This window comes from Pseudomonas sivasensis (assembly GCF_013778505.1).
GTDB lineage: Bacteria > Pseudomonadota > Gammaproteobacteria > Pseudomonadales > Pseudomonadaceae > Aquipseudomonas > Aquipseudomonas sivasensis.
Map to the genome: position 1 here is coordinate 61,283 of NZ_JAAOWU010000004.1, position 23,029 is coordinate 84,311.

Consider the following 23,029-nt stretch of genomic DNA (forward strand, 5'->3'; position numbering starts at 1 on the left):
CGCTATCGGGAGAAGCTCCCTCCCACATTTACTGTGCCCACTCCAGACGGAGTGAAGCGATCAAATCCGCACGTTACCCCGTGGCCCGGCAATCGCCCAGATGATCAGGCCCAGGACCGGCAGCAGCAGGATCAACAGGATCCACAACACCTTGGCGCCAGTGCTCGCGCCGCTTTTAAACACATTGATGATCGCCCAGATATCCAGCGCGAGGATGATCAGCCCAATCAAGCCATTAAATGTGGAACCCATGGTGTCGCTCCTAAGTGAGGGCATGCACTTGTAGGATAGTCAGCCCTGGCAGGGGTTCCGTTTTATTTCAGACGTGGACCGCCACCTTCAGCGCTTCCAGGGACGGCTCCGCCTTGATACCGACTTCGGCGCACAGCTCCAGCACCCGAGGCAGGTCGTTGCCAAACACCAATACGGTCTGGATTTCGTCATCCAAGGGCAGGCTGAAATCAAGCAGCACATAGCCGCCATCCTCCGGGCTCAGGGCGCTCATCTGGATCTGGATGCGGTTCAGCGCGGTGAGGCCGTCAGCCTTGGCCAGTTGCTTGGGCTTGAGGTTGAACGCGACACCCGGACCGAACGAGGCGACGATCTGCGCAAACAGATCGCCATAGGTGTCGGCCTGGAACAGCACGGTCTCTGGCAGGCTGCCGACCACCACCCACTCCCCCAAAGGAATCGGGAAGGTGTCGTCGTAGTTGATGTCTGGGTTGGCTGCCAGAAATGCAGCAGGATCGGCGTAGGCCTGGGCAGCCTCATCAGCGATGCGCGCGACCTCGTCCTCGCCCATGACCCCGGCGCTGATTTTGCTGATAAGTTCGACGAGGGCGGTTTTCATGGGGCGATCCTGTAACGGGCTGGTTTTTGAGGGCGCAAAGCCTACACCAGTTTCTGCAACTGCGCCGCCGTATCCACCGCGCCCATGGTCTGGGCCGCTGCCAGCGCGGTCGCGCCCTGGGCATCTGTGGCCTTGGGGTTGGCGCCCTGACCAAGCAGGTAATCGACCATGTCAACGCGGTTGAACATCGCCGCCATCATCAGCGCGGTGCGACCGTCTGAGGACGCGGCTTCTACCGGCGTCCCACCCTCGATCAGCGCCTTGACCACCGGCAGGTTGCCCTTGAAGGCGGCACCGGCAATCGGCAGTTGGTTCTTGTCGTTCGCGATCAGTGGATCGGCCTTGAACTCCAGGAGCACTTTCACCGCCTCGGCGTGGCCGTGGTAGGCCGAGAGCATCAGCAGGGTGTCGCCATTGTGGTTGCGGAAATTGGCCGGCAAGCCTTTGGCCAAAAGCGCGGCAAGCATGGCCGCGTCGCCGCGGCGGGCCACGTCGAAAACTTGCTCGGCAAATTCGGCGGCTTCGTCTTCGGTCATTTGTTTAGGCTGGTCGGACATGTGGGGCTCCTTATCTGGTACTGAATAGGCGCCAGTGTCGCGAGGGAGTTCCCACCTGTCATGGCTTTTTTGTCAAAAGCCCCCATAGCCACAATCAATAGCGGAACTGACCGCCCTGGATCTGCGCGAGCAATTGCCCGGTGACCGGCACGTAGCAGTCCGAACCCGGCAGCCAGGCATACACCGGGTCATTGCCGGCCTTGTCCGGATCGAAAGCCTCCTCCTTGAGCTTGACCTTCTGGTACTTGAAGGTACCGGTGGTTTCCATCTTGACCTTGATCCGCAGGAACAATGGCACCGCATAGGCTGGCAACTGGCCGTGGGCGAATTGCAGCAGCTCGCGCATGTCCAGCGCGGCCAGGGACTCGCTGGGGGTGATGGCGACCATGCCCGCGCGCCCGTTGGTGTTCTCGATCTCAACGCCATACGCCACCACTTCGGCGATCTGGGGGTGTTGCAGCAGGACATTCTCGACCTCGGTGGTGGAGACGTTTTCACCCTTCCAGCGGTAAGTGTCCCCCAGGCGATCGACAAATTGCGCATGGCCGAAGCCGATGCTGCGCAACAAATCGCCGGTATTGAAGTAGCGATCGCCCTTTTCAAACACGTCAGTGAGCACCACCCGGCGATTTTTTTCCGGATCGGTGTAGCCGTCGAAGGGCGATTTTTCATCGATCCTCGCCAGCAACAGCCCCTGCCCGCCCGAGGGCACCTTACGCATAAAGCCATCGCTGCCGCGCAGCGGCTCGCCGCCTTCGTGGTCATAGTCCACCAGAGCCCAATGCTGCAGGCAAAAGCCGATGGTGTTGTCGAAATTCAATACGTTGGTAAAGCCGATATTGCCGTCGCTGGCCGCGTACAGCTCGCAGATATGCTCAACGCCGTAGCGCGCCTTGAACTGCGCCCACACGCCAGGGCGCAGGCCGTTGCCGACCATCTTGGTGACGCGGTTATCACGGTCGTTTTCAGTGGGCGGCTGGTCGAGCAGGTAACGGCACAACTCGCCGACATAACCGAGGGTGGTTGCCTTGAATCTGCGCGCATCGTCCCAGAACTGGCTGGCGCTGAACTTGCGGCGGATGGCAAAGCCTGACGCGCCGACAATTGCAGAGCCCCAGCACACGCACAATCCGGTGGCGTGGTAGAGCGGCAAGGTGCAATAGAGGACGTCATCCGGCCCCATGTCCAGGGCGATACTGCCGAAGCTGACGGCCGTTTTGGTCCAGCGGCCATGCTTCATAATCCCGGCCTTGGGCAGGCCGGTGGTGCCGGAGGTGTAGATATAGAAGCACGGGTCATTGAAGAAGACCTGCGCGGTGCTGGCCGGATTCTCCAGCGGGCACTCGGCACTGACCGCCATCAGGTCGATATAACCGTCGGGCACCTCGGTGGATTGCTGATCGGCGACGAACCAGGTTCGATCAGCCTTGATCGCGACCTGATCACGCACGGTTTCATAGGAGGCCACCAGTTCCGCACCGACAATAATGGCCACTGGGCTCACCAGGTTCAGGCTGTGCACCAGCGCCGCCTGGGTTTGCGCAGTGTTGAGCATCGCGCAGATGCCACCCAGCTTGGCCACGGCGAGCACGTTCAAAAGTAATTCGGGGCGATTTTCAACAAACAGAGCCACCACGTCACCCTTGCCGATGCCCTGGGCGTGCAGGTGATGGGCGATACGGTTGGCACGCTGGTTGGCTTCGGTATAGCTGAGCACCTGATCGCCATACAACAAAGCGTTGCCATCCGGATTGCGCAGGGTGGCTTGCTCAAAGTGCCAGCCCAATCCGCAAGGCTGCGCGGGGTCGGTGACATTGGCGGCACGCATGCCACGCACGACGCGTGGCAGGGCACGAACAATGGAGGGCACCTTACGCAACAGCTTGCCCCAGGTGATCATGTCGTTCTGCGGGTGGCTCATGGTGGAACATCCTTTTTCTTATTGTTCGTATGATCCAAAAGCACCCATATCTCCGTAAGAAGGAGGCCGAGTGCATTGAAGGAAAATACGTCAGCCCTTCTTCGACTGTACACGCGGGATTTGAAAAGTTTTGTATCCCAACAGACGACGACTGAAAAAGGGAATTTAGCCCCGCAAAGGGAGTCTTTATGGATAGCGGCACGCCCATCCGGCCGCGCCAAGTAACGCAAAATGCAGGATGCATGATGGCCCTTCATGCAATTTGCACGAATCTGAAAATCTCAATTTTTTATAAGCCATTGATTTACAAGGATATTTTAATAAATCAGGAGCTGGCACAATCACTGCACCTATCACTCCATGCTTGCCAAATTGAGCCAACGGAGCTGATAGACATGAGCCTGATCCAAGATAAATTCGCTTCAGTATTCTCCAACTACGACGTCACCACCCAGCCACGTCCAGACGGCGGCATCCTGCTGACACTGCGCAATGGTGAGGGCAAACAGGTCAAGCGTTCGATCTCCTACCAGCAGTTGCACACTGCCGACCAACTTACTTGGGTGATCAGTGCCATTCGCCGCGACCTGGCCGAACAAGCCAGTGACCTGCCGCAAATTTCGATGCTGCAAAGCCAGAATCGCTTTGCCCTGCCGACTTACCATTCGGCTTAAGTACTGCACATAAAAAAGGGCCGCGACGCCGTTGAGCGTCGCGGCCCTTTTTCGTTGAGGTCAGCACAGGCCTTGGCGCGCGGCCTCGTTCATTGCCTGTACACGGTTGGTGACTTCCAATTTGCCGTAGATATTGCGCAGGTGAAATTTGACGGTAGCCTCGGACGTCGCACGGATCTGACTGATTTCCCAGACGGTCTTGCCCTCGGAAGCCCAGCGTAAGATCTCCAATTCCGCTGGGGTCAGCGGCTTGCCGGACAAGCTCAGGCGTCTCCTGAGCGCGTTGGGCACGAAATACGGTGGCGGACACGGCTCCTCTGGCCCATTCATTACATTTCTCCTTCTTTTTGGCTGATCTCCTATCACCCTTCGGATTCCTCCTATTGACAGGTGATACAACTGGTGCCGCAAAGAGTTACATAACGAATGGTTTCAGTGCGCATTGGCCGCGATAAACAGCCAAGCCCTACAAGCAACTAAGCCTCTTCCCACAACAACTTCCAACTTGGCGGGGTTGAACATTCCAGCTGCCTGGTTTCAATCATCCAAACCTGGGAAACGGCTGGCAATATCATCGCCGGTGAATGCCGGGACCGCCCCTTGCACCGTTTTAGCTAAGTGCAGTGTGACCAAGTGGGGGTTCTCGCCCATATCAAACCAGTGCGCCATGCCGGCCGGGATCGCCAGCAGGTCGTTTTTCTCACAGCGCACGGCATATACGTAGTCGCCTATGTGCAGGCTGAAAAGGCCCTGGCCAGCGATGAAAAAACGCACTTCATCTTCGCTGTTACGGCGCTCAGAGAGGAACCGAGCCCGCAGCTCGTCCTTCTGCGGGTGGTCGCTTGTGACACTGAATACTGCCACCGAGACGTCGCCCAGCGCGTCGATCTGCGGCTGATAGGCGGCAATCATTTCAGCCTCGCTGGCGCCCTTCTCGATCGGGCTGGGCTGCCAGCGCTCGAACCGCACACCGTGCTCGGCCAGGGTCGCAGCGATGTCTTCGGCATGGGTCAAGACCTTGTTCGGCGTATCCGGTGAAGCGACGTGGTAGACAGCGACATAACTCATTGAAGGGTTCCTTGGTTCTGTTCGTGCAATCGAAGACCCATGATAACGGCCGCGGCCAGGGCGGCGACGCTGGCAATACTAAAGGTGAAGGTCGGCCCCAACAGGTTCCAGCTATAACCGGAATACAGCGCGCCCAGCGCACCGCCGGTGCCGGCCAAAGCGGCGTACAGCGCCTGGCCCTGGCCTTGTTGTTTATCGCCGAAGCTGCGTTGCACAAAGGCAATCGCCGCTGCATGAAAGCTGCCGAAGGTAGCCGCGTGCATGACCTGCGCCAATAGCAGCACCCAAAGAAATTCGGCAAACGAGCCCAGCAGTAACCAGCGCAGCGCCGCCAACAGGAAACTGGCCAGCAACACCCGACGTACCGAGAAGCGCGTGAGGATGCGGCTCATGGCCAGGAACATCAGCACTTCGGCCACTACTCCCAAGGCCCACAGCATGCCGATCACGCCACGGCTGTAGCCCAAGTGCTCAAGGTGGAGCGTGAGAAAGGTGTAATACGGCCCATGGCTCATCTGCATCAGCGCGACACAGGCGTAAAAAGCCAACACGCCTGGGCTACGCAGTTGCTTGAGGAAACCCTCACCGGCAAGGCGATTACCCTGGCTGGCAGGCTGCGCATTCGGCACCCACAGGCTGGCGCCAATAATCCCGGCCATGATCACCACGACCACCACCGGGTAGATATCCAGGCTCAGCCAGTCGAACAGCCGGCCCATGATCACCACGGTGAGGATAAAGCCGATGGAGCCCCACAACCGTACCTGACTGTAGCGCGACGTCTGTTTTTGCAGGTGCGCGAGGGTGATCACTTCAAACTGCGGCAGCACCGCGTGCCAGAAGAACGCATGCAGGGCCATCACCAAAGCCAGCCAGGCATAGGTCTTACTGACAAAAATCAGCGAAAAACTGACCAGGGTGCACACTGCGCCAAACCTTACGATGGCCAGGCGGCGGCCGGTGTAGTCGCCCAGCCAGCCCCACAGGTTGGGCGCCACGCAGCGCATCAGCATGGGGATGGCCACCAGCTCGCCGATACGCGCGCTGGAAAAGCCCAAGTGATCGAAGTACAGCGCCAGGAACGGCGCCGTCGCCCCCAGCAGGGCGAAGTAGAACAGGTAAAAGCTGGAGAGGCGCCAATAAGGGAGCGCTGTCACAACCAGCCCGTCACAGCTGGCCCAGTACCGGAGTGCTCACCTGCACCTCAGCATTTTGCCCACGGTTGCGCAGCAGGTGGTCCATTAACACGATGGCCATCATTGCCTCGGCAATGGGCGTAGCCCGGATGCCAACGCACGGGTCGTGGCGGCCCTTGGTGATCACATCCACCGGGTTACCGTTGACGTCAATCGAGCGGCCTGGGGTGGTGATGCTCGACGTGGCCTTGAGCGCCAGGTGCGCAACGATTGGCTGACCGGAAGAAATGCCCCCAAGGATGCCACCGGCATTGTTGCTGAGGAAACCTTGTGGGGTCATCTCATCGCGGTGCTCGGTGCCGCGCTGGGACACACACGCGAAGCCTGCGCCGATTTCCACGCCTTTTACGGCGTTGATGCTCATCAGTGCATGGGCCAGTTCTGCATCCAGACGGTCGAAGATCGGCTCGCCCAGGCCTGGCTTGACGCCCTCGGCGACCACAGTGATCTTGGCGCCGACGGAGTCCTGGTCGCGGCGCAACTGGTCCATATAGGCTTCCAGTTCCGGCACTTTATCCGGGTCAGGACAGAAGAAAGCGTTGTCATCCACGCTGTCCCAGGTCTTGAACGGGATTTCAATCGGGCCCAACTGGCTCATGTAGCCACGGATCACGATGCCCTGGGTGGCCAGGTATTTCTTGGCGATGGCGCCAGCGGCCACGCGCATGGCGGTTTCGCGCGCGGAACTGCGGCCACCGCCACGGTAGTCGCGTTCGCCGTATTTGTGGTGATAGGTGTAGTCGGCGTGGGCCGGTCGGAACAGGTCCTTGATCGCCGAGTAGTCTTTGGACTTCTGGTCGGTGTTACGGATCAGCAGGCCGATGGCGCAACCGGTGGTACGACCTTCGAAGACGCCGGAGAGTATCTCGACTTCGTCAGGCTCCTGGCGCTGGGTAGTGTGGCGACTGGTACCGGGTTTGCGGCGATCGAGGTCGCGCTGCAGGTCCTCCAGGGACAGTTCCAGGCCGGGCGGGCAGCCGTCGACAATGGCGACCAACGCCGGGCCGTGGCTTTCGCCTGCGGTGGTGACAGTGAACAGCTTGCCGAAGGTATTGCCAGACATGCAGGGCGCTCCGTGAAATCAGTTGTAATCACTCGGGGGTGATAACCAAGCGCGCCAGTATACGCGGGCCAACCGACTAGTTCATCCTCGAAACCTTACCGGTCGGCACAGGTCCAACCGACACTTCACCAATGATGGCGCGATGATGCTGCGAGTTTTGCTGTTTACCCTCACCCTGTTTACCGCCGTGGCCCACGCCGCGTCCCCCGTCGTACTGCAACGGCCCATCAGCCTGGACACCGGCGACGGCGAGCTGTTTGGTTCGCTGCTGCTGCCCCAATCCGACCATCCGGTGCCCGTGGTGCTGATTATCGCGGGCTCCGGCCCCACCGACCGCAACGGCAACAGTGCCGACGGCGCGCGCAACGACAGTCTCAAGCGCCTGGCGTGGGTGCTGGCACGACACAACATCGCCAGCGTGCGCTACGACAAGCGCGGTGTGGCGGCAAGCCTCGCCGCCACACCTGACGAGCGTAACCTGACCCTCGACGCCTACGTGGCCGACGCAGTGGCCTGGGGCAACATGCTCAAGGCCGACAAACGCATGGGCCCGCTGATTGTGCTGGGCCACAGCGAAGGCGCGCTGGTCGCCGCCCTCGCCGCCCCGCAACTCGACCCGGCCGGTGTAATCTCCCTGTCAGGTAGCGCTCGTCCGGTGGACCAGGTCATCCGCCAGCAACTGGCCGATCACTTGCCCCCTGCCCTGCTGCTGCGCAGTAATGAAATCCTCGATCACCTCAAGGCCGGTCAGGTGGATGCCGATGTACCTGGCCCGCTGGAGGCTATTTTCCGACCCAGTGTGCAGCCTTACCTGATCAGCCTGTTCCGCGCCGATCCGTCCGCGGCCTTTGCCAAACTGCGCATGCCGGCACTGATCGTCCAGGGCACCAACGATATACAGGTCGGTGTCGGTGACGCCCAGCAACTGAAAAGGGCCAAGCCTGATGCCGAGCTGACGGTGATCGAAGGCATGAACCACGTCATGCGCATCGTGCCCAATGACGTGAAGCAGCAATTGGCCTCCTACAATGACCCGCAATTACCCCTCGCCGCAGAGCTGGGCAACCGCGTGGTGCGCTTTATCGCCGGACTTCAACCCCGTTAAGCCACAATTTGCCTCCAGTCCTCGTAAAAACGGCCGATAAGCCAAGAGTCGACAGCAAAAAGACTGTCGGCTGGCTGGGCTTGGACAGGATCGCGCCGCATGACAACCACTGAAGCAACACCAGAACCGACCGCCGACACCCCGGCTGAAAAAACCGAGGCCGTCGACGCGGCGCCTCTGCCGTGGGCGGATGTCCAGGCCGAACATTTCAAGATGCTGCGCCTGGCCCCCCTGGCCACCGACCGCGCCACTGGCCTGCGGCCGTTGCGGTTCGTGCAGTTCGGCTATGCCGAGCGCAATGACAAGCAACACAGCCTGTTGCGCATGGTCATTCAGTTGCCCGGCCAGCGTGTGCGTCGCGAACAAAACCACTTGGATATCTGGGTCGACCACGACACCCATCGCGTGCATTTCGGTCCGGGCAACAGCCTGGAAATCGAGCCGGCCAACCGGGGCATCGGCCGTTTCCTCGTGGCTCAAGGCGCTGCCTGGGCTAAGAAGAAGTGGTCGCACTACCGCGTCGACGGCGTCGACCTGGCCAACAAGGACGCACTCAACGAAGCCACGCGCCTGCGCCGCGACCACTTCTTGCGCATTCAGGGTTTTGATGTGGCGTATGCCGATGTGCAGCACCTCAAAGGCAACGTACAGCCAGGCAAGATCGGTGATGTGCTGGACAGTTGGAACACTGAGAAGGTGCAGTTCGTCGAGATCCTCGAAGCCGCGCAGATGCTGCAACAGGCCGAACAGAACCTGTTGGAACAGAAAGTGAAGCTGCGCAAGGAAGAGGAAAAAGTCACCAAGTTCAAGCGCGAGGACAGCGGGCTACGTTTCACCATCACCTGTCTGGTGGCGTTTACGGTGTTCCAGGCAGGGCTGTTGATCTGGATTGCGACACACCGCTAATAGGTTGCACTGCAATAAAAATGTGGGAGGGGGCTTGCCGCCAACAGCGGTGTATTCAGTCATGAATGTGTTGACTGAGACACTACCATCGGGGGCAAGCCCCCTCCCACACTGACCGCATGACCCACTCAGACCCTGGCGGCAAAGACGGCCTGATGCGCCCGGCACTGCTCGGCCGTGAGCATGAACACCCCGTGCCCGCCCCGCTGGAACTCCAGCCAAGCAAAGTCCACCTCTGGGTACAACGCCTCAACATGCACCTGGCTGTTGCCCACTTCTACGATCAGCAAACCCTTCTCGGTCAGATGGTCCGCCGCTTCGGCGAGCATCCGGCGCACCAGGTTCAAACCGTCATCGCCACAGGCCAGTCCCAACTCCGGCTCATGCTGGTATTCGTCCGGCATGTCGGCGAAGTCTTCAGCGTCCACATACGGCGGGTTTGACACGATCAGGTCGAAACGCTGGCCTGGCAGGCCGTCGAAACCATCACCCTGCACGGTGTATACGCGCTCGTCTACGCCGTGACGCTCGATGTTCTGGTTGGCCACTTCCAATGCTTCGAAGGACAAGTCACCCAACACGACCTCGGCGTCCTGGAACTCGTAGGCGCAGGCGATGCCGATGCAACCTGAGCCGGTGCACAGATCGAGGATGCGCGCCGGTGGTTGGGCCAGCCACGGTTCGAAGCGGTTTTCGATCAGTTCGCCGATGGGGGAACGCGGGATCAACACACGCTTGTCGACGATAAACGACATGCCGCAGAACCAGGCCTCACCCAGCAGGTAGGCGGTCGGCACGCGCTCATGGATACGGCGGTGAAGCAGGCGTTGCACATGGGAGACTTCCTCTTCTTCCAGGTTGCAGTCCAGGTAACTGTCGGCAATTTCCCACGGCAGGCTCAAGGCGCCGAGCACCAATTGCCGGGCTTCATCCCAGGCGTTGTCGGTGCCATGGCCGAAAAACAGGTCTTCCCCATGGAAACGGCTGACAGCCCAACGGATATGGTCGCGCAAGGTGCGCAGGCGGGAAGTGATCACGGGGGCAGACTCCTGGAAAAAACGACTGGCGATTCTAACAGCCTTCGCCTGTACCTACGATGTACGAAAACTTGGCGCCACCCATCGGATTTCATCCAATTTGCCAGCATTGTGTTAAACAAGCCCGCCTCTTGACATGGCTGCACGCCAGCAACGGCGTAGCTTACGATGGTAGCGATTCACAGAACTGCTCAGCCAGTGGACAATGTCGCAAAAGCCCCCCTCACAGGAGCCCCAGAATGTCCGTTCCAAAGACGATGTTTCAACTCAGCGGTCGCGGTTACGCAGCAGCCAACCTGAACCATGCGACCCTCGTGATCATCGACGCCCAGAAGGAATACCTCAGCGGTCCACTCGCCCTCTCGGGCATGGACGCGGCGGTCGACCATATCAAGCAGCTTGTGACCTCAGCGCGCAACGCTGGCCGTCCGATCGTGCATGTGCGCCACCTGGGTACCGTCGGTGGCCTGTTCGACCCTCAGGGCGAACGCGGTGAGTTCATTCCCGGCCTTGAGCCTCAAGGCGACGAAACCATTATCGGCAAGCTTCTGCCCAGCGCCTTTCATGGCACCGGCCTGGAAAAGCACCTGCAAGACCTCGGTTCCCTGGACCTGATCGTCTGCGGTTTCATGAGCCATTCCAGCGTCAGCACCACCGTGCGCGCGGCCAAGAACCTGGGCTTTCGCTGCACCCTGGTGGAAGACGCCTGCGCCACCCGCAACCTGCCTTACAAAGGCGGCATCCTGACTGCCGAGCACGTACAGCAAACCGAAATGGCCATCATGGCCGACAACTTCGCCACCCTTGCGCTGACCAAAGATCTGATCTGATCGCCCTTCTGATGAGCGGCGCGGCAATGTTTATTGCCCCGCTCATCCGCTAAGCCTTTTGATTTGGCGCATTTGCCTCGGGTACAGGAACAAGCTGCGTATCTTCCGGTCGAAGGGCCGATACCCTGGAGGAAAGGTCGGAATGAAGATATCCGATGGTTTTGACGCTCGTCGCTTGCGCCCAAAGGGCCCGAGTAACTGGCGTCTGCGTCTGGTGGCCGGCATTGCCGCGTTGCTGGCGATTGTAGGTTTGTTGCTTGCGGGCGCTGGTGGCGCCGGCTTGTTTGGTCATTCACCGGCCCTTGGCGAACTGAATGCCAGCCCCGGTGGCTCTGCCCTCCTGCTGGGCATCGGCGTGCTGGTGCTGTGGCTGGGCGTGTGGTTGTGGCGTCGTAGCCGTCGGAAAATGCGCCAGCCGTTATCACTGAATATCGCTGCACACCTGATGAAAAAACACGACTGATGGCGCTTGGATAGCGTTTCCTGCGCCCGGCCGCCGCGAATTAGGTAAACTGCCCGCCCTTCGCGGAGGCCGACATGCAAGACGACGATTTTTCCCTGTTCAAAAACGAGCTGCGCGGCGTCAAGCCGATCAAGCACGACCGCGCCGATACCGGCAAACCCAAGGCTGATCGGGCGCAAATCGCCAAACTGCGCCAGGCCGCGACCGTGCGCACCGATGCCACCACCGTGGATGGCCTGTCGGACCAATTCGTGATCGACGTCGGCCCCGAAGACGAGTTGATGTGGGCCCGCGATGGCGTGCAGGAAAGCCAGATGCGCAAGCTCAAGGTCGGCCAGATCCCCTTCGAAGGTAGCCTCGACCTGCACGGCATGACCGTGGAGAAAGCCCGCGAAACCCTGTGGGCCTTTCTCGCTGAAGCCACCAAATTCGAAATCCGCTGTGTACGCGTCACCCACGGCAAAGCCGTGCGGCTGGACGGTAAGCGACCGATGATCAAAAGCCACGTCAACACCTGGCTGCGCCAACACGCTCAGGTGCTGGGCTTCACCTCCTGCCAGGCCCGCCACGGCGGCGCGGGGGCGGTGTATGTGATGCTCAAGCGTACGATGATGGAAGGCCGTGACGAGTAACAAGTGACATCGTCAGGCTTGCAGCGATGTGTCCGCCACCGTAACCTTGCGCTTTGCGAAAATCCCACAGGTAGTTTCATGTCCCTGGAACAGAATTACACCGAGATCCTCGGCCAACTCGGCGAGGACGTCTCCCGCGAGGGCCTGCTCGACACGCCAAAACGTGCCGCCAAGGCGATGCAGTACCTCTGCCGCGGTTATGAGCAGACGCTGGAAGAAGTCACCAACGGTGCCTTGTTCAGCTCCGACAACAGCGAAATGGTGCTGGTCAAGGACATCGAGTTGTACTCGCTGTGCGAACACCACCTGCTGCCGTTTATCGGCAAGGCCCACGTCGCGTACATCCCGAGTGGCAAAGTGCTGGGCCTGTCCAAGGTCGCGCGGATTGTCGACATGTATGCGCGCCGCCTGCAGATCCAGGAAAACCTCAGCCGCCAGATCGCTGATGCCGTGATGCAAGTGACCGGCGCCCTGGGCGTGGCGGTGGTGATCGAAGCTAAGCACATGTGCATGATGATGCGCGGTGTGGAGAAACAGAATTCGTCGATGATCACGTCTGTGATGCTGGGTGAGTTCCGCGAAAACGCGGCCACTCGCAGCGAGTTCCTCAGCCTGATCAAGTAATAGGCTGCGCAGAAAAAGACCGGCGTTCATCGCCGGTTTTTTTTCGCCTGCAGAATTAAGGTAAGCTGCGGCCCCTTCTTCATGGGCAAGAGGTTTCAGCCATGTTCGTCAAAGCACTTCGAGTGGGCCTCGGCCACGTCATCATCGCCGGCGACTTACTTACCCGTCCGCGCAAAAAGCAGCGCCCTGCCGAACAACAGGCGCAGGTGAACGCAGCGGCCAAGGACCTGACCCTGTATCAATTCCACGCCTGCCCGTTCTGCGTGAAGACCCGCCGTACCCTGCACCGCCTGAATGTGCCGGTGGCGCTGAAGGATGCGAAGAACAACGAGCAGGACCGCCAGACCCTGCTGGAGCAAGGCGGCAAGATCAAGGTGCCGTGCCTGCGCATCGAAGAAAACGGCCAGACCACTTGGATGTATGACTCCAAGGTAATCATCGATTACCTCGATAAGCGGTTTGCCGCGATCTGACAAACACCGCAAAACTAATGTGGGAGGGGGCTTGCCCCCGATGAGGGAGTGTCAGTCACTGGATTAGCCGGCTGACACTCCGCTATCGGGGGGGCAAGCCCCCTCCCACATTCAGTCCAGTGTTATCAATTCCAGATCCAGCAGCGCCGAGCCCAGGCACTTGCCGTGCGCATCCAGCGCCAGCGAGCGAGTCACCCCGCCACGCAGAATCCCCGGCAGCACAAAGTTCAACGCCTGCACGTTCGGCAATTCATAGCGTCGAACCGGTGCCGCACCCGACTCCAACAGCCCGGCGAAGTACGCAGCCACACGCTCGGCCGTGAGCTGCTCACGCAGCAACGGATAATCCTCGGCGCGATAGGCAATGATTGAGACGTTTGAGGTGTCGCCCTTATCCCCGGTGCGGGAATAGGCCAGCGTGTGCAGTTTCATGCTTCGATCCTCGGGCTGACCGCGTCTCGGGGCAGCAGCAACGAGGCCACCGCCACCACTTGCCGTACGCTTTTACTGGCACCGCCGCCGCCGGACGGGCCGTTGGTGTAAAGGGTTTCCACTTCATTACCGACGCGCACCGCGTCCCCTCGGTCTTCACAACGCGCCGCCACGCGCAGACGCACTTCCCAGGGCTCTACGCTGCTGCGTGGACCGTGGAGCGAGTCCATGCCAATCAGTTCGGCGCGTAGGTCTTGCATCTTCACACCCATCAGTTCCAAACGCTTGAGTACGACATCCCGCGCCAGTTGCGCCCGTGCGACTGCACCCGGGCCGCCGTAGGACATCTGCCCCTCACCGATCCAGCCGTCGAGATAACCGACGCTGACCTTCAGTTGCTCGGGTCGCGCACGGCCATTGGCCCCTTGGGCACGCACGCGATCAACCCCCTCTTCGACGAACCCCACCTGGGAAAAGTCCGCCGTCACGTCCGGCGTCAGGTACGCCGCCGGATCATGCACTTCGTAGATCAGTTGTTCGGTACACGTCGCGCGGCTGACCCGCCCGCCGGAGCCCGCAACCTTGGTGATCACGGCCTCACCGTCGGCATCGATCTCGGCCAACGGGAAACCCAGGCGCGCCAAATCGTCCACATCCTTGAAACCAGGATCGGCAAAATAACCACCGCTGACCTGCCCTGCACACTCCAGCAAATGCCCGACCAATGTGCCACGGCCCAGGCGCAGCCAATCGTCCGCCGTCCAACCGAACTCAAACATCTGCGGGGCCAGGAACAACGACGGATCTGCCACGCGCCCGGTAATCACCACGTCCGCCTCGGCGTGCAACGCATCGATAATGCCGTCGACACCCAGGTAGGCATTCGCGGAAATCAACCGCTCACCCAGTGAGCCAACGGTCTGTCCGTTATCGAGCACGTGATCGGGCTGCAACACTGACAACACGTCGTCACCCACCACAGCTACAACGTTGAGGCTCAACCCCAATTCACTGGCAATCCGCCGCACTTCAAGCGCCGCCGACACCGGGTTGGCCGCGCCCATATTGGTGATCACGCGCAAGCGACGACGCGCGGTCTGCCTTCCAACAAACGGCAACACGCGGCGCATGCGCTCACTCAGCAACGGATCGTAGCCCCCCTGTGGATCGCTGATACGGGCCTGTTGCGCCAAGGCGATGGTGCGTTCGGCCAGGCATTCGAACACGAGGTAATCCAGGTCACCGTGTTCGGCCAGTTCCACGGCAGGTTCGATGCGGTCGCCGGAGTAGCCGGCGCCGGAACCGATACGCAAGGTTTTCATCTCAGATCACTCCCAGGAGCAACGCAGTCAGGGTCATCAACACTGACGCGGCAAACAGAAAAGGGATGGTAAAGCGCTGGTGATCGGCCAATTCGATCTTACACAGGCCCACCAACAGGAAGGTCGCAGGGGTCAGCGGGCTGACCGGGAAACCGGTGGTGTGCACGCCCAGCAACGAGGCTTGGGCCACTTGCAGCGGGTCGACGCCCAAGGCCTTGCCGACTTCGGCGATCACCGGCATCACGCCGAAATAGTAGGAATCGGGGTCAAACAACATGCTCAGCGGCATCGACAGAAAGCCCACGACTGCCGGGATCAGCTTTCCGTGGCCGGCCGGAATCTGCGCCACCGCCACTTCGGCAATCGCCTTGAGCATGCCGGTGCCTTGCATGATGCCGGTGAACACCCCGGCGGCGAGCAGGATGCTGGCCATGGTCAGGGCGGTTTTCGCATGGGCGTCGATGCGAGCGCGCTGGGCGTCGACATTCGGGTAGTTGATGCACAGCGCCACCACGGTGCCGAGCATGAACATCACCACCGGGTCGACCCAACCGGCAATCATCACCACCATCACCAGCACAGTGAGGATCAGGTTGACCCAGAACAGGCGCGGCCGACGCAGCTTGATGTCGTCGTCGCTGAGCACCCGTTGCGGCATCGCATCCACGCTGGAGCCAGCGCCCAGGCCCAGGCGTTTTTCTTCACGATGGCCGAGCCACCAGGCACAGGCGAAGACAAAGATCAGGCCGACGATCTGCACCGGGATCAGCGGTTGGAACAGGTCCGCCACGGGCACATGCAACGCTGCCGAAGAGCGCAGCACCGGGCCGGTCCAGGGCAAAAAGTTGACGCCGGCGGCCATAGCGCACACACAGGCGAGGATGCGTTTGTCGATCCCCAGCCGCGTGTACAGCGGCAGCATCGCGGGCACCGTGACCAAAAACGTTACCGCGCCGGAACCGTCCAGATGCACCAGCAAAGCCAGGGTCGCGGTACCGACGACGATGCGTGTTGGACGCGTCCCGACCGTACGCAGGATGCGATCAATGATGGGGTCGAGCATGCCGGCATCGGTCATGATCCCGAAAAATAGAATCGCAAACACAAACATGCCCACCACCGGGGCGACGTTCTTGATCCCCGTAATGATGAAGGCACTGGTTTGCAGGCCGAACCCGCCGAGCAGCGCGGCGATGATCGGCAAGGCGATCAGGGCCACCAGTGGTGAGAGGCGTTTGCTCATGACGGCAGCGAGCAGGCACAGGATGGTAATGACACCCAGGGTTGCGAGCATGGGTTACTCCAGAACGGCCTTTTTGGCCGGTTATTGTTTTCCCTGGAGTATTGGAAGCGCGTTACTCTTTGTAAATTGGAATATTCACCACCGTATGTTCGGAAAAACAAAATGAAGCCGCGCCTATGAAAAATAGCATCCAGCATATTCAAGCCTTCCTCGCAGTCGCCCGTACCGGCAGCTTTACCAAGGCGGCCAATGAGCTGCATCTGTCGCCTTCGGCACTCACGGTTCAAGTTCAGCAATTGGAAGATTGGCTGGGTGTCACCCTGCTAGACCGCAGCCCGCGCCATGTCAGCATCACCGCTGCCGGCCATGAGGCGCGTGGCCCCATGGAAAAATTGCTGCTGGACCTGGACAACATTGTCACCGGCTCGCGCGACCTCGCCGCCCTGCGCCGAGGGGTGGTCACCATCGCCGCCCTGCCCTCAGTGTGCGCTGGCACTTTACCGCCGGCCTTGCGCCTGTTTCGCGAACGCTTCGCCGGCATCGAAGTACGGTTGCATGACCTGGTCGCCCACCGCATTCATGCCCAGGTGCGCGCAGGGGAAGTGGATTTTGGCATCGGCGTACGTGCACGACTCAGCCATGGACTGGATTTTCTGCCGGTGCTGAATGATCGGTTGTGTGCGTTTGTACCGCTGGATCATCCCCTCGCCCACCATCGCCAGTTGACCTTGGAGCAATTGGCAGACCAGCCGATCATCCTCACCGGGCGCGACAGCAGTGTGCGTGAGCACGTGGATGCGCTGTTTGATGAAACACGGCTGACGCTGAACGCCGGCATGGAGGCCAACTACATGTCGACGGTGCTGGCGTTGGTGCGCCAGGGGCTGGGAATCAGTGTGCTGCCGGAGTCGGCGGCGGACAGTCTGGAAGGGTTGAAACGCATCAACATCGATCATCCCGGAGTGAACAGGGAGATCGGGTTGATCAGTCGAAGCGGGATGGGGCTGAGCCCGGCGGCCCAGCGGTGTTTTGAGCTCCTGAGCCAGACACTGCCCGGCTGATGCACTATCACGGCTATGCCGTGTATTTTCCCTGCCGGCACTGGCGCGTTTCAGCAAACTGAATCGGACCCCACCGGCGCACAACACGAGATTTAAGACATGGAAGAAACACTGATACTGGTGGACGGGAACGATCGTCAAATCGGTACTGGTTTAAAGCTGCAGGTGCACCGTGAAGGGCTGCTGCACCGAGCGTTTTCCATTTTCATATTCGACCACAAAGGTCGGCTGCTCCTGCAACGGCGCGCTGCTGGCAAATATCACTCCGCGAACCTATGGACGAATACGTGCTGCGGGCATCCGCGCCCCGGCGAAGAGACTGAACACGCCGCCCATCGACGGCTCGGTGAAGAGATGGGTTTGGCCTGCCCTTTGCGTGAGGTCATGACGCTGACCTACCAGGCCCGCGTCCCAGGGAATTTGATCGAGCATGAGTTCGATCATATTTATATCGGCACGTTTGATGGCGAACCGCAGGCCAACCCAACAGAGGCCTCTGAATGGCGCTGGATAGAAATCCCGGCCTTGCAGCAGTGGGTCGACACCGCGCCCGAAGCGTTGACCGCCTGGTTCAACGTCATCCTCGCTCACCCGGCCTGTCGGCTGGAAGACTGGCGACTGCAGGCCATGATGGAAAATCCCCGCGCGCCTTTCGTGTACCAGGATGAAATCCTTCCCCAGGTATCGCGCACGTTTGCCTTGACCATTCCTCAATTGCCGGCCGAACTTCGCCCGGCAGTAGCTAATGCCTATCTGCTGTGCCGAATGGCAGACACGATAGAAGACGAACCCGGTCTCACGTCCGCTCAAAAACGCTATTACCAACGTCGGTATTTTGAGGTGATCAGTGGCCAGGGGGACGCAAAATGCTTGAGCGATGAATTGACTCAGCACCTGACGGAGCAAACCCTTGCAGCCGAGCGCGAGCTGATCAGACATATGCCTTTGATATTGGTCGTTAACGACACGCTCAATCCGGCCAAGCGAAGGGCGATCCTTGATTGCCTGAACATAATGACCACAGGGATGGCCGAGTTTCAGGACAAGGCCGGTCTACAGGGATTGGCTACACGCACGGAGTTGGACCGCTACTGCTATTACGTAGCGGGCGTTGTCGGAGAGACACTAACCGAGTTTTTCATCGACTTTGAGCCGCAACTGTCAACGCAACGCGAAACCCTGAAACACCTGGCACGTTCATTCGGCACCGGGTTGCAGTTGACCAATATTCTCAAGGATCAGTGGGAGGATCGTTCCCGGGGAGTTTGTTGGCTGCCGCAGGATCTACTGGCCGAATATCATCTGCAGCCTTGCGTTTTGCAGGCCGGAGTCCGTGATCCCAAGCATGTCCAAGTTGTAGGGCAAATGGTTGGCACCGCCAACGCTCACTTACAGCGAGCGCTGCAGTTTGCGTTGCTGATCCCAGCCAGGCATCCAGGTATTCGTCGGTTCATGGTCTGGACCATCGGCTTGGCGTTGTTGACACTGCGCAACGTCCAGGCACACCCGGAGGCCCCCTCGAAGGTATCCCGCGCAGAAGTGACCTGGATCATGGGCCTGACGCGATTATCCCAGCGCTCTGACACAGGCCTGCGATGGCTTTACACACTCGCTGCGCGCCAATTGCCTTTCACCGCGCTTGCGCCCGAGCAGCCATCGCCCCCAAATCCATAGCCTGTCAGTCCAGCATTGCCACGTGCTTGGGATGGCTGGCCACGCGCTTCAACCAGGCCTGCACAGCAGGGTACGGCGCTAAATCAAAACCACCTTCATGGGCCACATGGGTGTAGGCATACAGCGCGATATCGGCAATCGAATACTGCTCGCCCACCAGATAGGGCGTGGTTTGCAGTTGCCGCTCCATCACCCGCAATGCCTTGTAGCCGCCTTTGTGGGTGGTTTTGTATTCCTCAAGGCGATCCTCTGGCATGTTCAGGTAAAGCTGAATAAACCGCGCTACCGCAATGTAGGGCTCGTGGCTGTACTGCTCGAAGAACTGCCATTGCAACACTTGCGTGCGCAAACGCGGTTCGATCGGCAAGAACTCGCTGCCGTCGGCGAGGAAGTTGAGGATCGCGTTGGATTCCCACAAGCAAGTACCGTCTTCCAGTTCCAGCACGGGGATTTTGCCGTTGGGGTTCTTGGCCAGGAATTCGGGGGTTTCGGTGTCACCCTTGAGGATGTCCACATCCACCCATTGGTACGGGACGCCCAAGAGGTTAAGCATCAGTTTGATCTTGTAGCAGTTGCCCGACTTGTAATCGCCATAAACCTTATACATGGGGCTCCCCTTATGCCGCTTGCGCGTGCTGTGCTTGACGGACCACCGCGGCCAGGCGCTTGAGACCTTCGTCCAGGCGGGCCGGGTCGATATGGCTGAAGTTGAGTCGCAACGAGCCGAGGTGTTGGTCCGGCTCGGAAAAGAACGGTTCACCGGGCATGAACGCAACGTTCTGGCCCAGCGCTTGGGCCAATAAGGTGCGGGTATCCAGCGGCTGTTTCAAGGTCAGCCAGAAGAATAATCCGCCCTGGGGCACTTGCCAGTCGGCAAGATCGCCAAAATGGCGCTCCAGCGCGGCCTGGAATGCATCGCGGCGCTGGCGGTAAAAACTGCGCAGTTCCACCAGGTGTTGTTGGTATTTTTCGCTGCCGATCCATTGCATCGCCTGCCATTGGCCTACGCGGTTGGTGTGCAGGTCCGCCGATTGCTTGAGCTTGAGCAGGTGCGGGAACAAGTCCGGGCTGGCGATCAGGTAGCCGACCCGCAGGCCAGGCAACAATGTTTTGGACACAGTGCCGGTGTAGATCCAACTGGCCCTTTGCAGGCGACTGACGATGGGGCGCGCACTGCCGCCGTCGAAGGTCAGTTCGCGGTAAGGCTCGTCTTCGATCAGGGTCACACCGAACTCATCGAGCAACGCGGCGACCGCCTCGCGCTTGGCCTCGCTGTAGCGCACGGCCGACGGGTTCTGGAACGTGGGGATCAGGTAGATAAACGCCGGGCGATGGCGTTCGAGGCTGGCGCGCAATGCGCTGAGGTTCGGCCCGTCGGCTTCCAACTGGACAGTGAGGCATTCGGCGCCGAACAGTTGGAAGATCTGCAACGCCGCGAGGTACGTCGGGCCTTCCAGCAGAACCTGCGTGCCTTTGTCGATATACAGCTTGGCCGCCAGATCCAGGGTTTGCTGGGAGCCACTGACCACCATGACCTGGCTGGCCTCGCACGGCACGCCCAGCGCTCGCGCCTCGGCGGCCAGTAATTCACGTAAGTGTGGTTCGCCTTCGCTCATGCCGTATTGGCCGATATTGAGCGGCATGTCATCCCAGTTCAGCGCAGGCAGCATGGCTTCGGCCGGCAGGCCACCGGCGAACGACATCACTTCCGGACGCTGGGCTGCGGCGAGGATTTCACGGATCAAGGAGCTTTTAAGGCGCGTAACACGTTCGGAGAAGGCCATGGAGGTCACCGCTAGCGAAGGCTGTGGGAAATACGTCAAACTGGTTGACCGAAATTACGACAGCTTGAGCGGATACGTCAACATGCTTGACCTTAAAAACCAAAACAGCCAGCAACAGGCCATGGAAGCGTTCTTCTTCGGCTACCAGGCATTTACCGCCAAGGCTGACGAAATGCTCGAACGTCGAGGCCTGAGTCGAGTGCACCAGCGCATCGTGTTTTTTATCTCGCGCTACCCGGCCTTGAGCGTGAAAGAGCTGCTGGAGTTGCTCGGTGTGAGCAAACAGGCGCTGAACATTCCGCTGCGCCAATTGCAGGAAATGCACTTGGTCGACAGCGTCGCGTCCGAGACCGACAAGCGCAAACGCTTGCTGGAATTGACCGAGGAAGGGCTGCGTTTTGAGCAGTCATTGCGCCGTGAACAGGTGAAGCTGTTGCAACGAGCGTTCAATGAAGCCGGGGAAGAGGCTGTGAATGGATGGTTGGCGGTGAACCAGGCACTGTCTGGTCAGCCGTAACCCCTGTGGCGAACGGGCCGGTTGTGGCGAGCCCGCTTGCCTCACGAGTTGCCTTTCATCTCTTTCGCACACAAAATAGAAAACATTATTTGCTTTCTTTGTATACAAAAGCATAATTCGCTTCGTGCGAGTTCTTGACCTATTGGTCAACAAAGCCCGCCAGTACCTCAAAGCGCTGTTGCCCACTCATGTGACCGGCGCTGGAAATAACAATAAAACTCTTGAGGAGTACTCGCTGTGGATAGCCGCAAATCCGAAGCCCCGACGCTGGACCTTGCCCCCTCATCGAACGGCTGGCTGGAACGCCTGTTCAAGCTGCGCCTGCATGGCACCACAGTGAAGACCGAGCTGATCGCCGGCCTCACCACCTTCATCACCATGGCCTACATCATCTTCGTCAACCCCAACATCATGGCCGACGCCGGCATCGATCACGGCGCGGCGTTCGTTGCTACCTGCATCGCCGCCGCACTCGGTTGCCTGCTGATGGGCCTGTACGCCAACTGGCCGGTTGGGCTGGCGCCCGGCATGGGTTTGAATGCGTTTTTCACCTACACCGTGGTCGGCACTATGGGCTACACCTGGGAAACCGCGCTGGGTGCGGTGTTTATTTCCGGGGTATTGTTTATGGGCCTGACCCTCTCACGCGTGCGGGAATGGCTGCTCAACAGCATCCCGGTCAGCCTGCGCCATGCCATGGGCGCCGGGGTCGGCCTGTTTCTCGGTGTGATCGGCCTGAAAACCGCAGGCATCATCGTCGAAAGCCCAGCCACGCTGATCAAGCTCGGCTCGCTGCATGAGCCGGCGCCGCTGTTGGCGGCCGTGTGCTTCCTGCTCATCGCGATCCTCAGCTACCACCGTGTGTTCGGCGCGATCCTCATCAGCATCATCGCCGTAACCCTGGCCGGCTGGGGACTGGGCCTGGTGCACTACAACGGCATCCTCTCCACCCCGCCGAGCCTGGCGCCGACCTGGATGGCGATGGACATCAAGGGTGTGTTCAATGTGAGCATGATCAGCGTGGTGTTCGCCTTCCTCTTTGTGCACATGTTCGACACGGCGGGCACACTGATGGGCGTTGCGCAACGGGCCGGGCTGGTGAAGGCTGACGGCAAGATCGACAATCTGTCCCGCGCCCTCAAGGCCGACAGCGCCTCCAGCGTGTTCGGCGCCATGGTCGGTGTGCCACCGGTAACCAGCTACGTGGAAAGCGCCGCCGGGGTGGCCGCAGGTGGTCGAACCGGGCTGACTGCCGTGACCGTGGGCGTCCTCTTCGTGGCGGCGATGTTCTTCGCGCCGCTGGCCGGTATGATCCCGGCCTACGCCACCGCCGGTGCGCTGATCTACGTGGCGATGCTGATGATGGCGAGCATGGCGCACATCAATTGGGATGAGGCCACCGACAGCATTCCGGCGATCGTCACCGCGATCATGATGCCGCTGACATTTTCGGTGGCCGACGGCATCGCCTTGGGCTTTATCACCTACGTGGCGCTCAAGGCCGGCACCGGAAAATACCGCGAGATTTCCGCCAGCCTTTGGGTGCTGTGCGTGATTTTTATCGCCAAGTTCGTCTTTCTATAACAAGGAGCAAGCA

General features: G+C 60.0%; 26 protein-coding genes. 12 read left to right on the top strand and 14 right to left on the bottom strand.

The window, feature by feature from the left end; translation table 11 throughout:
* Positions 1-60: 60 nt before the first annotated feature.
* The 4 genes from G9Q84_RS09280 to G9Q84_RS09295 all read right to left on the bottom strand — a co-directional run bounded on the left by G9Q84_RS09280 (position 61) and on the right by G9Q84_RS09295 (position 3,328).
* Entirely contained in the window at positions 61-252 is a 192-nt protein-coding gene (locus tag G9Q84_RS09280; RefSeq protein ID WP_003172956.1) for a PLDc N-terminal domain-containing protein, read from the bottom strand.
* Positions 253-319: 67 nt separating this feature from the next.
* On the bottom strand, positions 320-850 hold the full coding sequence (locus G9Q84_RS09285; protein WP_032888053.1) for a hypothetical protein: 531 nt from the start codon (positions 848-850) through the stop codon (positions 320-322).
* 41 nt (positions 851-891) lie between these two features.
* On the bottom strand, positions 892-1,407 hold the full coding sequence (locus tag G9Q84_RS09290) for an ankyrin repeat domain-containing protein (RefSeq protein WP_032888051.1): 516 nt from the start codon (positions 1,405-1,407) through the stop codon (positions 892-894).
* Positions 1,408-1,501: 94 nt separating this feature from the next.
* Positions 1,502-3,328, bottom strand: a complete 1,827-nt coding sequence (locus tag G9Q84_RS09295; RefSeq protein ID WP_181643223.1) for a long-chain-acyl-CoA synthetase — start codon at positions 3,326-3,328, stop codon at positions 1,502-1,504.
* A 395-nt stretch (positions 3,329-3,723) separates the two neighbouring features.
* On the opposite strand from G9Q84_RS09295, the gene G9Q84_RS09300 reads away from it, so the two are divergent.
* The gene (locus G9Q84_RS09300) at positions 3,724-4,002 is read left to right on the top strand and encodes a DUF3509 domain-containing protein (protein ID WP_032888048.1); all 279 of its coding nucleotides are present in this window, start codon (positions 3,724-3,726) and stop codon (positions 4,000-4,002) included.
* A 60-nt stretch (positions 4,003-4,062) separates the two neighbouring features.
* Here G9Q84_RS09300 and G9Q84_RS09305 read toward each other — a convergent pair whose 3' ends face one another.
* From G9Q84_RS09305 to aroC, 4 genes are all read right to left on the bottom strand, one after another.
* Positions 4,063-4,332 (bottom strand): response regulator transcription factor, encoded by a 270-nt coding sequence (locus tag G9Q84_RS09305; RefSeq protein WP_032888046.1) that lies wholly within the window; start codon positions 4,330-4,332, stop codon positions 4,063-4,065.
* 207 nt (positions 4,333-4,539) lie between these two features.
* Positions 4,540-5,070 carry a 1,2-dihydroxy-3-keto-5-methylthiopentene dioxygenase gene (locus G9Q84_RS09310; protein ID WP_181643224.1) on the bottom strand — a complete coding sequence of 177 codons (531 nt, stop codon included), beginning with the start codon at positions 5,068-5,070 and terminating at the stop codon, positions 4,540-4,542.
* Complete coding sequence (locus G9Q84_RS09315; protein ID WP_177326446.1) at positions 5,067-6,233, bottom strand: MFS transporter; 1,167 nt, start codon at positions 6,231-6,233, stop codon at positions 5,067-5,069. Before G9Q84_RS09315 ends, G9Q84_RS09310 begins: the two co-directional genes overlap by 4 nt.
* A gap of 4 nt (positions 6,234-6,237) precedes the next feature.
* Positions 6,238-7,329, bottom strand: coding sequence for a chorismate synthase (gene aroC, locus G9Q84_RS09320; RefSeq protein WP_032888040.1), 1,092 nt, complete (start codon positions 7,327-7,329; stop codon positions 6,238-6,240).
* Between the two features lie 142 nt (positions 7,330-7,471).
* Between aroC and G9Q84_RS09325 the strand changes: the two genes are divergently transcribed.
* Together G9Q84_RS09325 and G9Q84_RS09330 are read left to right on the top strand one after the other, a co-directional pair.
* Complete coding sequence (locus G9Q84_RS09325) at positions 7,472-8,434, top strand: alpha/beta hydrolase (RefSeq protein ID WP_181643225.1); 963 nt, start codon at positions 7,472-7,474, stop codon at positions 8,432-8,434.
* Positions 8,435-8,533: 99 nt separating this feature from the next.
* Entirely contained in the window at positions 8,534-9,340 is an 807-nt protein-coding gene (locus G9Q84_RS09330; RefSeq protein WP_181643226.1) for a hypothetical protein, read from the top strand.
* A gap of 128 nt (positions 9,341-9,468) precedes the next feature.
* Here the strand turns inward: G9Q84_RS09330 and prmB are convergent, their stop codons facing one another.
* Positions 9,469-10,377 carry a 50S ribosomal protein L3 N(5)-glutamine methyltransferase gene (gene prmB, locus G9Q84_RS09335; protein ID WP_122681113.1) on the bottom strand — a complete coding sequence of 303 codons (909 nt, stop codon included), beginning with the start codon at positions 10,375-10,377 and terminating at the stop codon, positions 9,469-9,471.
* A 239-nt stretch (positions 10,378-10,616) separates the two neighbouring features.
* Here prmB and G9Q84_RS09340 point away from each other — a divergent pair, with 239 nt between their 5' ends.
* The 5 genes from G9Q84_RS09340 (at position 10,617) to G9Q84_RS09360 (ending at position 13,399) form a co-directional block, all read left to right on the top strand.
* The gene (locus G9Q84_RS09340; RefSeq protein ID WP_181643227.1) at positions 10,617-11,207 is read left to right on the top strand and encodes a cysteine hydrolase family protein; all 591 of its coding nucleotides are present in this window, start codon (positions 10,617-10,619) and stop codon (positions 11,205-11,207) included.
* Positions 11,208-11,349: 142 nt separating this feature from the next.
* Complete coding sequence (locus G9Q84_RS09345; protein WP_032888031.1) at positions 11,350-11,670, top strand: hypothetical protein; 321 nt, start codon at positions 11,350-11,352, stop codon at positions 11,668-11,670.
* A gap of 74 nt (positions 11,671-11,744) precedes the next feature.
* Positions 11,745-12,302, top strand: coding sequence for a Smr/MutS family protein (locus G9Q84_RS09350; protein ID WP_032888029.1), 558 nt, complete (start codon positions 11,745-11,747; stop codon positions 12,300-12,302).
* 78 nt (positions 12,303-12,380) lie between these two features.
* On the top strand, positions 12,381-12,926 hold the full coding sequence (folE, locus tag G9Q84_RS09355; protein WP_083357562.1) for a GTP cyclohydrolase I FolE: 546 nt from the start codon (positions 12,381-12,383) through the stop codon (positions 12,924-12,926).
* A 101-nt stretch (positions 12,927-13,027) separates the two neighbouring features.
* Entirely contained in the window at positions 13,028-13,399 is a 372-nt protein-coding gene (locus tag G9Q84_RS09360) for a glutathione S-transferase N-terminal domain-containing protein (RefSeq protein ID WP_032888027.1), read from the top strand.
* Between the two features lie 111 nt (positions 13,400-13,510).
* Here the strand turns inward: G9Q84_RS09360 and G9Q84_RS09365 are convergent, their stop codons facing one another.
* The 3 genes from G9Q84_RS09365 to G9Q84_RS09375 are packed head-to-tail and all read right to left on the bottom strand — an operon-like array spanning position 13,511 to position 16,447.
* Positions 13,511-13,831, bottom strand: coding sequence for an AtuA-related protein (locus tag G9Q84_RS09365; RefSeq protein WP_181643228.1), 321 nt, complete (start codon positions 13,829-13,831; stop codon positions 13,511-13,513).
* The gene (locus tag G9Q84_RS09370; RefSeq protein WP_032888023.1) at positions 13,828-15,153 is read right to left on the bottom strand and encodes an acyclic terpene utilization AtuA family protein; all 1,326 of its coding nucleotides are present in this window, start codon (positions 15,151-15,153) and stop codon (positions 13,828-13,830) included. The genes G9Q84_RS09365 and G9Q84_RS09370 overlap by 4 nt, the downstream gene beginning before the upstream one ends.
* Position 15,154: 1 nt before the next feature.
* Positions 15,155-16,447: a CitMHS family transporter gene (locus tag G9Q84_RS09375; RefSeq protein WP_032888022.1), complete on the bottom strand. Its 1,293-nt coding sequence runs from the start codon at positions 16,445-16,447 to the stop codon at positions 15,155-15,157.
* Between the two features lie 125 nt (positions 16,448-16,572).
* On the opposite strand from G9Q84_RS09375, the gene G9Q84_RS09380 reads away from it, so the two are divergent.
* Together G9Q84_RS09380 and idi are read left to right on the top strand one after the other, a co-directional pair.
* Complete coding sequence (locus tag G9Q84_RS09380) at positions 16,573-17,457, top strand: LysR family transcriptional regulator (protein ID WP_122754405.1); 885 nt, start codon at positions 16,573-16,575, stop codon at positions 17,455-17,457.
* 99 nt (positions 17,458-17,556) lie between these two features.
* Entirely contained in the window at positions 17,557-19,131 is a 1,575-nt protein-coding gene (gene idi, locus G9Q84_RS09390) for an isopentenyl-diphosphate Delta-isomerase (RefSeq protein ID WP_242461424.1), read from the top strand.
* Positions 19,132-19,135: 4 nt separating this feature from the next.
* On the opposite strand, the gene G9Q84_RS09395 is transcribed toward idi, so the two are convergent.
* Entirely contained in the window at positions 19,136-19,738 is a 603-nt protein-coding gene (locus G9Q84_RS09395; RefSeq protein ID WP_032888018.1) for a glutathione S-transferase family protein, read from the bottom strand.
* 10 nt (positions 19,739-19,748) lie between these two features.
* Positions 19,749-20,915, bottom strand: coding sequence for an aminotransferase-like domain-containing protein (locus tag G9Q84_RS09400; protein ID WP_181643229.1), 1,167 nt, complete (start codon positions 20,913-20,915; stop codon positions 19,749-19,751).
* Positions 20,916-20,997: 82 nt separating this feature from the next.
* Between G9Q84_RS09400 and G9Q84_RS09405 the strand changes: the two genes are divergently transcribed.
* A complete protein-coding gene (locus G9Q84_RS09405) occupies positions 20,998-21,432 on the top strand; it encodes a MarR family winged helix-turn-helix transcriptional regulator (protein ID WP_032888098.1) in 435 nt (144 codons plus the stop codon).
* Between the two features lie 237 nt (positions 21,433-21,669).
* A complete protein-coding gene (locus G9Q84_RS09410) occupies positions 21,670-23,016 on the top strand; it encodes an NCS2 family permease (protein ID WP_032888014.1) in 1,347 nt (448 codons plus the stop codon).
* Positions 23,017-23,029 lie beyond the last annotated feature (13 nt).